Genomic DNA, 13133 nt, shown 5'->3' on the forward strand with positions numbered 1-13133 from the left:
TGCCTGATTTGTGAGCATTTAACACATAAATTCATATTTTTTTTAATTTTACTGTTGCATCAACTCGCACCTTACTCTAATATCTCGCCCCGTACTAAAGCAGTGCCGACTTAGCTCAGCTGGTAGAGCAACTGACTTGTAATCAGTAGGTCAACCGTTCGACTCGGTTAGTCGGCACCACTTCTCTTATGAGTCGTGTTTAGTCAAGAATTATCGTGGAGGGGTTCCCGAGCGGCCAAAGGGATCAGACTGTAAATCTGACGGCTCAGCCTTCGCTGGTTCGAATCCAGCTCCCTCCACCACTTTATTCTTGACGGTTAGAGGTAGTTTAAGAACAGGTTCCTAACGCGGGCATCGTATAATGGCTATTACCTCAGCCTTCCAAGCTGATGATGCGGGTTCGATTCCCGCTGCCCGCTCCAGTTTCTGGTGTTGCTGATATAGCTCAGTTGGTAGAGCGCACCCTTGGTAAGGGTGAGGTCGGCAGTTCGACTCTGCCTATCAGCACCAGTCTAAGAATCTTCTTGAATACTTCCTTTATCTGTCAGAAAAAACTATTTGAAATTTGAAAAATTTAACTTAATCTACCTACTGGTGGATTATTTTCATATGTAATCTAGATACACAAAACTGATAGGTTCCGTCATGGCAAAAGAAAAGTTTGAACGCGTAAAACCGCACGTAAACGTTGGTACAATCGGCCACGTTGACCACGGTAAAACTACCCTAACTGCAGCAATCACTAACGTACTTGCAAAAGTATACGGTGGTGTAGCTAAAGACTTCGCATCAATCGATAACGCTCCAGAAGAGCGTGAGCGCGGTATCACAATTTCAACGTCTCACGTTGAATACGATACTCCTTCACGTCACTACGCACACGTAGATTGTCCTGGTCACGCCGATTATGTTAAAAACATGATCACAGGTGCTGCTCAAATGGACGGCGCTATCTTAGTAGTTGCGGCTACTGACGGTCCTATGCCACAAACTCGTGAGCACATCCTACTTTCTCGCCAAGTTGGCGTTCCTTACATCATCGTGTTCATGAACAAATGTGACATGGTTGATGATGAAGAGCTACTTGAGCTAGTAGAAATGGAAGTTCGTGAACTTCTTTCTGAATACGATTTCCCTGGTGATGACTTACCACTAATCGCGGGTTCTGCGCTTAAAGCGTTAGAAGGCGAGAAAGAGTGGGAAGACAAGATCGTTGAGCTTGCAGAAGCACTTGATACTTACATCCCAGAGCCAGAGCGTGACATCGATAAGCCATTCATCATGCCTATCGAAGACGTTTTCTCAATCCAAGGTCGTGGTACTGTTGTAACTGGTCGTGTTGAAGCTGGTATCATCCGCATCAATGACGAAGTAGAAATTGTTGGTATCAATGATACAACTCGTTCTACTTGTACTGGTGTTGAAATGTTCCGTAAGCTTATTTGAATGCAAGTCAATTCCACCATATAGTTTCATACTAAGCTCCTCGTGATACTGTTTATGTTTTGGTCAACACAACTGTATCGAAAAACTCGAGGAGCTTTCTATATGATTATCAGGTCTTGATTGCTGATGCTAGTGGTAAGCTTGAGCAAACCATGAACTCTGATGTGTTTGGTGCACGCCGTGATGCCAAAACATGGGCGGGCGTATTTACGACCCTATTCTTGGGCGCTTCTTACAAGCAGAACCCATGGTGCAAGGGGGAAACAAAGATGACACCCATCCTAAAGTTTGCTTTCGGTGAATAATTAAGATGGGTGTCAACTTAAATTATTACAAAGATCCAACTTCTGCGGATTACAAACGAATTGCGTATAACTATGGTTATAATGCGAGTATGGACATGGATGCGGAGGCATTTGCTTCAGTTGCTGAGAGTCTTTCTAAAGATCTAGAAGGTATGGTTTCTAAAATGAATTCTATGGGAAGAGATGACTTCTATCATTATAAGACTGGAGGTAGTGACTTTGCTGAGGCTGGCTCTACTCAAATCGGGTTTTCTAACAATTACTTTAAGAGTAACCTTCGATATGGTGATGTTCCTCAAACTACAATTATTCATGAAGTATCACATTTACCAAGTTTTGATTATGGTCATGTGCATAATGGAGATACCAGTTTTGGCTCAAGGATTAAGGATATAAAGGCTCTTAATTCTGTAGCTCATAGATCGTTTTCACCGAGTAAAAGACAGTCTGCTATTTCTCATTTGAGGCACAACCCTTATGTTTTAGAACATAGTATTATGGGGAAAAATTATGTTGATTAAAAAACTAGCTATTGTAACTTTGATGATATTCACATGTTTATCTTGTGCTAAAAGTAGGGCAGTCGATGTTAAAGTCAATTTAAGCTGTAACTTTGAAAATGAAGAATTTAATTTATTAGTAGGCTACAGTAATAACAATTTAAAAGATTCAAGAAAAATAAGATTCAATACTGATTTCAGTGGGTTAGCTTTATTTAAATACGATGAATATAAGCAAGCCATTAACACTGGTAATAGAAATAGTTTCATGAAAATTTTTTTAAAACATCATGAAAAAATAACTCCTTTCGAAGTTGAAATTAAAGCCGGTGAAATCTTCATTATTGATATCCCAATAGAGAAAATTTATAAATTAACCATTTCAGAAGAGGAGTATATAGTTTCGCTTATGGAATTTGTGAAAATAAATAGTGAGTACAGAGAGTTTTCAAGTAACAGCCTGGTTATATCTAAATATGGATGTTTTGAAGCATAGATTAAGCTTTTAGAAATAGGAAAAAGAGTGAATAGGGTCACCCATTAGAAAGTTCCGGTCAAGCAGGCAGCTGTGTTTTCTTGATCTTTTTATTCAAAAAACCAAGTGTTGTTACTTTTTAAACTCACTTTAAATATGACTATACATCCAGTAATGACGTCGATTGGTGTGAATATGCACGATGGTTTGAAATAATGGGGTCAGCTTTTTCTTTTTGCCTTTACTTAAAAACTAAAAAGCTTATTTGCCCCCTTGATTTCGGTTAATAACCAAGCCACCACTCGCTACATGCTAGACGACCACTTAGGTTCAACCCATGTGATTGCTGATGCCAATGGTAAGCTTGAGCAAACCATGAGCTTTGATGTGTTTGGTGCGCGCCGTGATGCCAAAACATGGGCAAGGGATTTCAGCGACCAAGCGAAATTTACCAGTAAAATCACCTTACGTGGTTATACCGGTCACGAGCAAATGGACGAAGTGGGGCTGGTACACATGGGCGGGCGTATTTATGACCCAATCCTTGGGCGCTTTTTACAAGCAGACCCCATGGTGCAAGCACCTGAGAATATTCAAAACTTAAACCGTTACTCGTACGTGGTGAATAACCCGCTGAACAAAACCGACCCAAGTGGGTATATTTTTGCGACCTTGGTGGTTTGGGCATTACAAGCAGCGATTGCCAATGGCATAGTCACAGGGGCAGCAGCCACGGTAATAGGTGGTATATTGACGGCTTATGAGTATTATGGTTATGCGAAAATGGCGATAGGGATTGCTCAGGCGATAGATGGTGGTGGGACAGCCATGGCCAACTTTGCGGGTGGGTTTGCAAAAAGCTTTGCAAAAGGGGCCGCTGTTAATTGTATGTTGAATATGGCAGCGGGAGCTGGGTGTGTACCCGAGTCTTCAGAGTCTCCTAAAGAGCAAGCTACCACCAAGACTGATGGTGGAAATGAAACACCTTCACTTACAGTAGAGGAAGGAGCTAATAAACCAAGTAATTCAGGAGGCAGGGGGGTCAACTTCACCAGGAAGTGCGCCTCAGAATGGATTTTCGGTTGATGGCAAACAAATTGCTGAAATGCAGAGAAATCCAGAATTATATCATGCTACTTTGCAAAGTATAAAAGATTTAGCTAGTGATTTGGACGTATCAAGTATATTAGGTGGTGATAATTGGAGTGCTTTTAAAAATGAGATTAACGATCATTTACCTGATTTTAGTATTGGTTTAGCCGCTATTAGAAGTAACTACTTGGAAAGTCAAAGTAATGTTTATAATGCTTTCATAGATACAGCTATTACTGCATCAGCAGTTTATTCAGGAGCTGGTTTAATAGGAAAAGGAGTTGGGCGATTATCATTTATGTCGCGAACTGAAAGATCGGCAGTGTTTGGCTTAGTCGGAGAGATTACCACATTAACAAATGCAACTGTCCGACCAACTAGTTTGATAGATTTAGCTCCAGCAGTAATGCAAAGTTCAAGGTTTTTTAAGGGAAAAGGAATGAAAATACCTTTAATGGGTTCTGGAAAGCCAAGAATGAAAGTTAGACTAGATGGGAAGTATGTAATTGAATAGTCGACCTGATTTCTTTAACAAAAGTGCGATATTACAATCAGTTTTAGTTATATCGCTTTTTTTATTGGCTGATTTATACCTTTTAAATTTTGATAAGTTTGAGATCGGTTATTCAATTAGCTTTTACTTAAAGTTTTTTGTTGTGTTTATATACTTGTTAGCGACGGATAAATTTGATTCATTATTTTTAGAGAAAAATACAGACTTAACTTTAGTACTCGATATTTCAGCGCTCTATTTTTTAATTTGGTTACTAGTAACTGAATTTATATTTGAAAAGCAAGAGCTTTCAAAATTAATAGGTTTGATAATAGTCGTTTTACTATTTGGCTCTGTTTCTTTTTTTATTGAGGTTATAACTAGGCTTAAAGGAACCAGATTGGCTTTTTTAAATTTAATAATAATACTAATAATTGTAATTATTATTTTTTCAGCTGCTTTTTTATTTTTTTTCGGTGACTGGGCTTGGGGGATAGTCTCGCCTTATGAATGGTTCGAAAGCTACTAAAAAAGTGTTAGGGTTAGGTCTTGCATTTTGCCTTTTATGAAATCTCAAGGACAGGTCTTATAGTTTGCAGACCTGTCTCCTTCTAAAAAAATTAAGAAAAATAATGAAAAAACTATTAATTTTATCGTGTTTTTATTTTTAAGTGACACAGTATTTGCTTGTAACCGGGCGTCAGGAAAATCGATTGTAAACATTCGTGTAAGGCCAGTTGTCGATTACGTACTATAGTATATTTGCCGCTTGAAGGAGCGACAAATATGCGGATTGGACAAAACGCGACGTTGAAATAACTTTAATTGTTAGGCAAGGCGTTTAAGTTTACCTCAGGCGCTTGACTCACTGGGCGTTCAAATTCGCTGTGTAATTTAGTAGGTCCTGTAAAAAAGCCGGTGTTGCGTAAGTAAAACCCCGTATTCTCAGTGCCACCTTGATAGTCCATTCTCGATTTTTTAGCGGCGGTTGCATCATAGGTAAAACGTGCTTTAGTAAGTGCATGCCACTGCCCTTGCGTGTCTTTAAGCCATTGATTGCCATAAAGTGCTTTACGTTCAAACTGGCCTGCATCAGGGATAAAGTTTTCTAAAAAGCTGTGTGGTCTTGTTACATATGTATTGGTACTTGGGCGTCTAAATGATGCGATAAATAGCCATTTTGCAGCAATAGGATCATAAAAGTAGGCGCTGTAATCAGTATGATTGGCAAGATTGTTAGTCGGATTAACTTTAAGTAAAAATCGGTAGGTTTGCTCTGCTTGCCAAGGGAATACTAAATAGCTTTGCCCACCAGACCCTTCGTTACCAAATTTACCGGTGTAAACATCTTTGCCTTTAGCAAGTTGTTGAATACGCATTTCCACAGGAATAGCAGCAGGGTCATCGGTATGAAAAGGACTCCACACTGAAAATAATACGCGCCGTTCAGTGGCTGAATTAACTTGAATGCCAAAGTAGCCTTCTGCAAAACCATTGGCCATAAAATAAGAACCTTGCTTATCGTAACCTTGTGGCACAGACAGCTCTGAATAAAACCATTGATAGTTTTTAGTGGTATCAGCTACTGGGTAGTTTAAATGCACAGATGGCCCACGACGACCCCAATAAATATCATTTTTTACATATAATGGGGCAGCAGCGTCTTTATTTAGCGTGACAATAACCCCTTGAATATCAGCAAAGGTGTTGCTGCTGCGAGTTAACCCGCTAAGCGTGAGTTGCTGATAGCCAGCATCAGTTGGGTTGAACTTCCCAAGATCGATGTCTTGAAATTGTTGGTTAGTGAGTTTAATAACTTGGCTGTGTTGATTAAAGTCGACTTTTAATTGACTGTTGCCATCGGTCACTTTTACACGTAATTTTAAATTAAAAGGGGTTTTTGTTGGCAGGTAAAAGTAGTGATTTATTGGTATTGTGGGGTCTTGCCAATGCGTAATCCCTTCATCGCTGATAAGTTCTTTGTTTTCTTTAATGCTATGGCTGGTGGCACTATTGCCATAACTGGGAATAAAGTAGTCAGTGGTTTGAGTCGCCGTTACAAAGGGAGAAAATAAGCTCCCTATTAATGAGGCAGCAAGTAGTAAAAATCTCATAGTGTGTTCCATAAAAAAGCGCCGATAAACGGCGCTAATCAGCTTAAAATGATGCCGAAAAGCCCAAGCTAATCGAGCGACCATAGCGCGCCAAGCGACGAATCTGTTCTTCAGTTTTAACATACGACCATTGTCGTTCGTTTGTTAAGTTAGTTACGCTTAAATCAACGCGCATTTTTTCAGTAATGTTGTAGCTAGCACTAAAATCAAATTGACCATAATCAGCCGCCCATTCTGGGCCGCCCCATGCGTCTGGGTATACAAGGTAATCGTCGCGCCAGTTATAAGCAATACGCGTTTGGTAATCACCTTTCTCATAATAAATAACCGCGTTATACGAATGCTCAGACATTCCTACAAAAGGAAGGTCGTTTAATTCTTCATCGTCATAGCTACTATCTGTAAAAGTATAGTTTACTTGTACGCCTAAGCCATCAAAGGGGGCTGGGAGTATTTCATCAAAAGATTGTTGATAAGCTGTTTCAAAGCCTAAAATGGTTGCGCCTTTTTCTGATGTAGGTGAAATTTTAGTAAAAATAGGGCCGTCTACTGCAACGCCATCTTTAAAGTAATTACCTACTTGTGCTGTGCCTACACGGCCACGGGCTATGACAGACTCTATGTCTTTATAATAAGCTGCAAATGTGAGTGCGCCATAATCAGAGAAGTACCATTCAATAGTGGTATCAATCTGATTTGCTCTCAGTGGTTTGATACCTGGGTTAGAGGCATGGTATTCAGCATTATTAAAATCTAAATAACTGTACGGTGATAAGTAACCAAGGTTTGGCCGTGTGATCACTTTTGCGGCACTAAAGCGGTACAATAAATCATCGCGTAAATTAAGTTTGAAGTTTAAGCTAGGCAGTACATCCGTGTAGCTTTCTTCTGTGGTTGAGCGTGCATAATAATCGTCAATATCACCATCAACACGGTAGCTTAATGCGCCATCTTTTTCAGTCACATTATAGCGAACATTTTCAACATCAAAGGTGTAACCATCCGATGTTACATCGGTTTTAATAACCCGCACGCCCATGTTCAGTGCAAACGGTAATTGGCCTATATCGCCTTGTAGGTTTGTTTCAACAAAGGCGGCTAGGGTTTGCTCTGTTAGTGCAAATGAATCTTTAGGGCTGTTTTTTGCAACTATTTTATCTTGAGCTGCTTGTGGGTTGATTGTTTCATAAAAAGCATACAGCTTGTCGTAATCAAAGCTTGCCCATGGATCAGGGTGTTTGCCGGGTTCGCCATCTAAGAAGTTATCAAAATTAGCAGGGACTAATACATCAGCAGGTAAGCGGAATAAATTTAAGCCGCCAAGCTCTTCTACACTTGAGTCATCAAAGCTATCGTATTCAGAATTTTTGAAGTAAGCACCACCGTTACTAAACATGGAGGCATTTTTAGATTTAAATACGCTGCGCTCTTTAGTTTGTTTACCGTAATGTAGACCAAATTGCACATCTTTGACGAGTTCAAACGAAGGGATGTAAGTTGCTGCTAGGCGTACTTCTTCGATTTTGTCTTTAACATCGGTGCCGGAGTTGTAGCTGTAATGTGCGCCAAAAGGTTGCTCAGAACTAAGCGCTGGTGTCATTGTTACATCTGGTAGCATATTACTGCCGGTTTGGTCGATAGTGATACCATCAACAAAGCCACGCGCAACAATAAAGCGGTTATTACCGTTACTCACATTTTTTGCTTGTGATTGTGAAATATCTAAATCAACCGTTAAGCTTTCTGTGGCATACCAAACTGTATTAAAGCCCCATTGCCATGTATCGGTATTACGCGGTACAGATACATTAAGCAGTTCTGCCATTGCGCCATCAACTAACTCTACGTAATTTGCATTGCCATCATCATTAAATTTTACTTCACCGATTGCCGGAATGCCGGGAGTCCATGATTCATCATAGGTGACAAATGAAATCTGATATTGTTCGCCATTGGTTTCGTACTGTGAGTACATGCTATCAAAGTTCACATCAAACTTGTCAGAGGGGCGCCATTGTAGCGCTAGGCTTGCGCCAAGGCGTTCACGGGTATCTTGCCAGTTTGAATAACGTACGTAGCCTGGAATGATCGAGGGATATGATTGCTCATTATCTTCAAGTATACCGTTACCATTGCTATCGATTGGAATACGAACGTCTACATTTTCGTCTGGATCATAAAACCCTTGGCCTTCATAAGAATCTGCTCGTTGAGTACGCTCAGAATAAACCGCGGTAAATAATGCGCCAAAGGTGTCGTCAAAAAAAGTATCGCTAATCAAAAAGGATGCTTGTGGATTTATATCACCCGTACGCTCTTCATAAATACCTTTTGCACTGCCAGATAAAGTAAAACCGTCTAAATCGAGAGGTTTACGGGTTTTGATATTGATGACAGAGCCAATGCCGCCTTCTTGTGTTTTACTTTGTGGGGATTTATATACTTCGAGGGATTGGACGATTTCAGGGGCGATTAAGTCAAAATTAAAGTTACGGCTGGAATGCTCTGATGCCATGCGCCGACCATTAACGGTGGTTACGTTATAGTCACCACCTAAACCTCGCACGGTAACATTTTGGCCCTCGCCACCGTTACGGGTAATCGCAATCCCCGTCATCCGTTGCAGTGCCTCTGCAATATTTTGATCGGGAAACTTACCAATATCCTCTGCTACTATGGCATCCATAACCCCAACGGCTTGTTGTTTTAAATACAGGGATTCCTTAATACTTGAGCGAACACCTCTGACTTCGATTACTTCTACCTGCTCGGTCTCGGCTTCTTTTTCCTTTTTTTTGTCTTCTTCAGCAGCCAGCGTAGCACCACTGAAAATGGCACTCATGGACAAAAACAGGGTGGACAGTTTTAATTGTGCTTTCATAATAGTTACCTGTATTTTACTTGTTGATGGTTATTTTTTATTGGTTTATTACCAAGCGTGTTGGGTGTCTTTTTCCAGTACGCTTGGGGGAAATCACGAAATAATGCCAAGTGGCTTTGCTTGCTGCCAAAGGCCGCGAGTGAAATCAGGGAAGTCCTTGCTGTTACTACGATCAGCGACAGACTCTACTGATAATGGGAAAACAGCAGACCATGCGGCTGCGTCATACACATCTTGATCAAGTGGTTCGCCGTTACGCAGGCAAAACACAATGCGCCAAAACATTAAAAAGTCCATGCCGCCATGGCCGCCGTTACGTTCAGCCTCAGCGCCCATTTTTTGCCAGAGCGGGTGATCGTATTTGTTATACCAATCAGCCATGTCGTAATCCCACTCGTGGTAGCTTTTACTGCCACCTTGCTCAAGTGCGATTCGATTTGGAAAGCCTGCAAATGCGCCGTTAGTGCCTTGAATTAGGTTGTGACGAGAGTAAGGGCGTGGCGTGGTGGTGTCGTGTTGCACCATAATGCTACGACCTTTTACTGTTTTGATAATACTGGTGTTCATATCACCCGCAATGTAGTTAAGCTTATTGCGGCTATGATCTGCGGGAAATTCTTTTTTAGCGTAGGCGGCGCGCCCTAATGATGGCGAGCTCATTGAGCTTATATAGTCAAAACGGTCGCCACGGTTAATATTCATATACTGGGACACTGGGCCTAAACCATGAGTTGGGTATAAATTACCATCAACAGCTGCGTGCCAAGGGGTGCGCCAAGAACCTGTTTTATGATCAATTTCTTTCATCTGCCAGCGAAGTTCATGAATGTACGCCGCTTCACCGTGCAATAACTCTCCAAAAACGCCTTGGCGAACCATATTAAGCACCATGAGCTCGTCACGGCCGTAGCAAACATTTTCTAACATCATGCAATTTTTTTGTGTGCGCTCAGAGGTATTAACAAGCTGCCATGCTTCTTCAACGGTAACGGCTGCGGGCACTTCAACAAAAGCGTGTTTACCGCTTTCCATGGTATCGACAGCCATGGGGGTGTGCCATTGCCACGGTGTTGAAATAATGACAATATCAATGTCTTGGCGTTCTAACATACGCCTATAATCGAGGTCACTTTTACCGTAGGTATCTGGTTTTTTAAAGCCTTTATCAACAACAACTTTCACAGCTCTGTCTACTACGGCTTGATGGGTGTCACAAATAGCTTTTATCTCAACGCCATCAAGATGACAAAAATGTTTTACAGCGCCAACTCCGCGTTCACCAACCCCAATAAAGCCCACTCTTACTACATCCATTTTTGGCACTGTTAAGCCAAGGGTTGAACGTCCTTGTTGCGGCGTTCTGAGTATTGATTTGGGATTTACTGTCGAAGCGCAGCCTAAAGCTGCGCTTGTTGCTGCAATTGCGGCCATTGATTGTAAAAACCGTCTACGGTTGAGATCGCCCATGACATTGCCCTTATATGTTTATTATTTGTGAATTCGCTTTCGTAGTCTTTTATTTGTACACCCAAGAAAACATCAAAGCAAGATAAAAATCTTTCATTTGCTTTCACTTTTAGCGGTGTGTAATTTTAATTTGCATTTAAATTGTTTTAATTCAATTGTTTGGTGTTATTTATTGTTAATAAATAAAAAATGTAAATAAATTAAATTGAAAGTAAGTGAAAGCTGAGTACAATGAATGAAAGTAAATAATGAAAGAGAGCGGGCATGCTTAACACTATCGAAAGACGTCATGAAATTGTGCAATTAGTTTGCAAGCAAGAACGCGTACAGGTTCCTGAGCTTGCTCAGCTGTTTGGCGTATCGACGGTTACTATTCGAAATGATTTAAATGAATTGGATGAAAAAGGTTTGTTGGTGCGCTCTCGCGGTGGTGCTGTAATGAGTAATCGCCTTACGCAAGAGTTGTCATTAAAAGAGAAGCATGACGCAAATCGCGGAATTAAAGAGCGGCTAGGCAAATTTGCTGCAAGCTTAATTAAAGATGGTGAATCGATCATTTTAGATTCAGGGACCACAACGGAAGAGGTCGCTAAAAATTTAACCAATCACCATGGTGTCGTGGTGATGACTAACGGGTTGAATGTCGCACATTCGCTGTTGAATGCACCATCCGTTGAAGTATTAATGACTGGCGGCACGCTACGTAAAAAATCATTGTCATTTTATGGCCGCCAAGCTGAGCAGCATTTGCAGCAGTACCACTTTGATAAGTTGATTTTAGGTGTTGATGGTTTTGAAAAAGATGTGGGGATCACGACGCATTTTGAATTGGAAGCCTTATTAAACAGAGTGATGTGCGAAGTATCGCGAGAGATCATTGTTGTTACCGATTCCAGTAAATTTAACCGTAAAGGCGTGCATAAAATTATAGCCGCCAGTGAAGTAAATGTATTGATAACAGACAGTGGCATTCCAGCTGAGATTAAAACGGCCATCGAGAATGCGGGTGTACAGCTACACATAATTGACCTTTGACTTTAGTCATAACTACAAAAGATTAACCAACATAGAGGCTTGCAATGACGATATTACAGCAATTAATCGCAGCGAATAAACGGGGTGAAAAACAAGGTATTTATGCCGTGTGTTCGGCGCATCCATTGGTGCTTGAAGCCGCCATATTGCAAGCCAAGCAAGACAGCAGTTACCTACTAATAGAAGCGACTGCTAATCAGGTTAATCAATTTGGCGGTTATACCGGCATGTTGCCTACTGATTTTATAGCATTTGTTGAGCAGCTAGCGACTGAGCAGGGGTTTGCGGTCGATAAACTGATCCTAGGTGGAGATCATTTAGGCCCAGTGTGTTGGTGTGACGAGGATGCTGGATCAGCGATGCAAAAGGCTGATCAGTTAATTGCTGGTTATGTGGCGGCAGGGTTCAAAAAAATCCACCTAGATACCAGTATGCGCTGCGCTGATGACGACGCAATTTTAGCAGATGAAACGGTGGCAATACGTGCGGCGCAGTTGTGTGCTGTGGCTGAAAAAACAGCCGTTGATACATTTGGTCACAGTGATTTGGTGTACGTGATAGGCACTGAAGTCCCCCCACCAGGTGGAGCAGATGAGCATATTGACACGCTCGCTGTTACGCAAACTGCCCATGTTGCAAGTACCTTAGCGCTGCATCACGATGCATTTTTACAGCTCGGTTTATCATCTGCATGGCAGCGTGTAGTGGGATTAGTTGTACAGCCGGGGGTTGAATTTGATAATACCCAAGTATTTGATTACGACAGCAGTAAAGCACAGCAACTAAAACAGTACATAACAACCGTTGAAGGTATTGCCTTTGAGGCGCATTCAACGGATTACCAAACGCCGGTGGCATATCAGCAGCTAGTGAATGACCATTTCGCGATTTTAAAAGTAGGCCCTGAGCTTACATTTGCACTACGTGAAGCTTTATTTGCATTAAGCCATATTGAAGATGCGCTCATAGGTACTGAACAGTGCTCGCATTTACGCACTGTAGTTGATGCCGATATGCAGCAGTTTCCAAAAAACTGGCAGCGTTTTTATCAAGTCGAACAATCACTGCAGCAGCTATATCGCCGCTTTAGCTTTAGTGATCGTATTCGTTATTATTGGGGCCAGCAAGGCAATAAAAATGCGGTTGAAACGCTATTTAGTAACTTACAAAAACAGCCGATCCCCTTGCCACTACTAAGCCAGTATATGCCGTTACAGTATCTAGCTGTACGTAATAAAACACTTCAGAACAACCCTAAATCTTTGGTACTTCATCACATAATGCAAGTAACCAGTCGCTACGCAGATGCGTGCTTTAAACAATAA

The 13133-nt window shown here is 41.2% G+C and carries 10 protein-coding genes, 4 tRNA genes and 1 pseudogene; 12 read left to right on the top strand and 3 right to left on the bottom strand.

Annotation, left to right across the window (positions count from 1 at the left end):
- The first annotated feature begins 104 nt into the window (after positions 1-104).
- The 10 genes and pseudogenes from ACJJVX_RS04250 to ACJJVX_RS04295 all read left to right on the top strand — a co-directional run bounded on the left by ACJJVX_RS04250 (position 105) and on the right by ACJJVX_RS04295 (position 4840).
- Positions 105-180 (top strand) — tRNA-Thr (locus ACJJVX_RS04250).
- A 37-nt stretch (positions 181-217) separates the two neighbouring features.
- A tRNA-Tyr gene (locus tag ACJJVX_RS04255) sits at positions 218-302 on the top strand.
- 45 nt (positions 303-347) lie between these two features.
- A tRNA-Gly gene (locus ACJJVX_RS04260) sits at positions 348-422 on the top strand.
- A gap of 12 nt (positions 423-434) precedes the next feature.
- Positions 435-510 (top strand) — tRNA-Thr (locus ACJJVX_RS04265).
- Between the two features lie 135 nt (positions 511-645).
- Positions 646-1443, top strand: a pseudogene (locus tag ACJJVX_RS04270) (elongation factor Tu); the annotation flags it as partial.
- A gap of 313 nt (positions 1444-1756) precedes the next feature.
- Positions 1757-2272, top strand: a complete 516-nt coding sequence (locus ACJJVX_RS04275; protein ID WP_054205893.1) for a hypothetical protein — start codon at positions 1757-1759, stop codon at positions 2270-2272.
- On the top strand, positions 2262-2747 hold the full coding sequence (locus tag ACJJVX_RS04280; protein WP_054205894.1) for a hypothetical protein: 486 nt from the start codon (positions 2262-2264) through the stop codon (positions 2745-2747). Before ACJJVX_RS04275 ends, ACJJVX_RS04280 begins: the two co-directional genes overlap by 11 nt.
- Positions 2748-2999: 252 nt before the next feature.
- Positions 3000-3812 carry an RHS repeat domain-containing protein gene (locus ACJJVX_RS04285; protein ID WP_064435642.1) on the top strand — a complete coding sequence of 271 codons (813 nt, stop codon included), beginning with the start codon at positions 3000-3002 and terminating at the stop codon, positions 3810-3812.
- A gap of 19 nt (positions 3813-3831) precedes the next feature.
- Positions 3832-4332 carry a hypothetical protein gene (locus ACJJVX_RS04290; protein WP_054206955.1) on the top strand — a complete coding sequence of 167 codons (501 nt, stop codon included), beginning with the start codon at positions 3832-3834 and terminating at the stop codon, positions 4330-4332.
- Positions 4325-4840: a hypothetical protein gene (locus tag ACJJVX_RS04295; protein ID WP_064435643.1), complete on the top strand. Its 516-nt coding sequence runs from the start codon at positions 4325-4327 to the stop codon at positions 4838-4840. Before ACJJVX_RS04290 ends, ACJJVX_RS04295 begins: the two co-directional genes overlap by 8 nt.
- A gap of 292 nt (positions 4841-5132) precedes the next feature.
- Here ACJJVX_RS04295 and ACJJVX_RS04300 read toward each other — a convergent pair whose 3' ends face one another.
- The 3 genes from ACJJVX_RS04300 to ACJJVX_RS04310 form a co-directional block, all read right to left on the bottom strand.
- Positions 5133-6425: a DUF3472 domain-containing protein gene (locus tag ACJJVX_RS04300; RefSeq protein WP_405630345.1), complete on the bottom strand. Its 1293-nt coding sequence runs from the start codon at positions 6423-6425 to the stop codon at positions 5133-5135.
- Between the two features lie 43 nt (positions 6426-6468).
- Entirely contained in the window at positions 6469-9306 is a 2838-nt protein-coding gene (locus ACJJVX_RS04305; protein ID WP_054454494.1) for a TonB-dependent receptor, read from the bottom strand.
- Positions 9307-9399: 93 nt separating this feature from the next.
- A complete protein-coding gene (locus ACJJVX_RS04310) occupies positions 9400-10773 on the bottom strand; it encodes a Gfo/Idh/MocA family protein (RefSeq protein ID WP_054205313.1) in 1374 nt (457 codons plus the stop codon).
- A 264-nt stretch (positions 10774-11037) separates the two neighbouring features.
- On the opposite strand from ACJJVX_RS04310, the gene agaR reads away from it, so the two are divergent.
- A complete protein-coding gene (gene agaR, locus ACJJVX_RS04315; RefSeq protein ID WP_054205312.1) occupies positions 11038-11808 on the top strand; it encodes a transcriptional repressor AgaR in 771 nt (256 codons plus the stop codon).
- A 44-nt stretch (positions 11809-11852) separates the two neighbouring features.
- Positions 11853-13133: a D-tagatose-bisphosphate aldolase, class II, non-catalytic subunit gene (locus ACJJVX_RS04320; RefSeq protein WP_405630350.1), complete on the top strand. Its 1281-nt coding sequence runs from the start codon at positions 11853-11855 to the stop codon at positions 13131-13133.

It is taken from the genome of Pseudoalteromonas sp. Ld20, from assembly GCF_045064175.1.
Lineage (GTDB): Bacteria > Pseudomonadota > Gammaproteobacteria > Enterobacterales > Alteromonadaceae > Pseudoalteromonas > Pseudoalteromonas neustonica.

Bases quoted from the DNA above. Each gene is read 5' to 3' on its own strand.
- agaR (WP_054205312.1), top strand. From the start codon at position 11,038: ATGCTTAACACTATCGAAAGACGTCATGAAATTGTGCAATTAGTTTGC.
- ACJJVX_RS04310 (WP_054205313.1), bottom strand. From the start codon at position 10,773: ATGGGCGATCTCAACCGTAGACGGTTTTTACAATCAATGGCCGCAATT.
- ACJJVX_RS04290 (WP_054206955.1), top strand. From the start codon at position 3,832: ATGCAGAGAAATCCAGAATTATATCATGCTACTTTGCAAAGTATAAAA.
- ACJJVX_RS04300 (WP_405630345.1), bottom strand. From the start codon at position 6,425: ATGAGATTTTTACTACTTGCTGCCTCATTAATAGGGAGCTTATTTTCT.
- ACJJVX_RS04320 (WP_405630350.1), top strand. From the start codon at position 11,853: ATGACGATATTACAGCAATTAATCGCAGCGAATAAACGGGGTGAAAAA.
- ACJJVX_RS04280 (WP_054205894.1), top strand. From the start codon at position 2,262: ATGTTGATTAAAAAACTAGCTATTGTAACTTTGATGATATTCACATGT.
- ACJJVX_RS04305 (WP_054454494.1), bottom strand. From the start codon at position 9,306: ATGAAAGCACAATTAAAACTGTCCACCCTGTTTTTGTCCATGAGTGCC.
- ACJJVX_RS04275 (WP_054205893.1), top strand. From the start codon at position 1,757: ATGGGTGTCAACTTAAATTATTACAAAGATCCAACTTCTGCGGATTAC.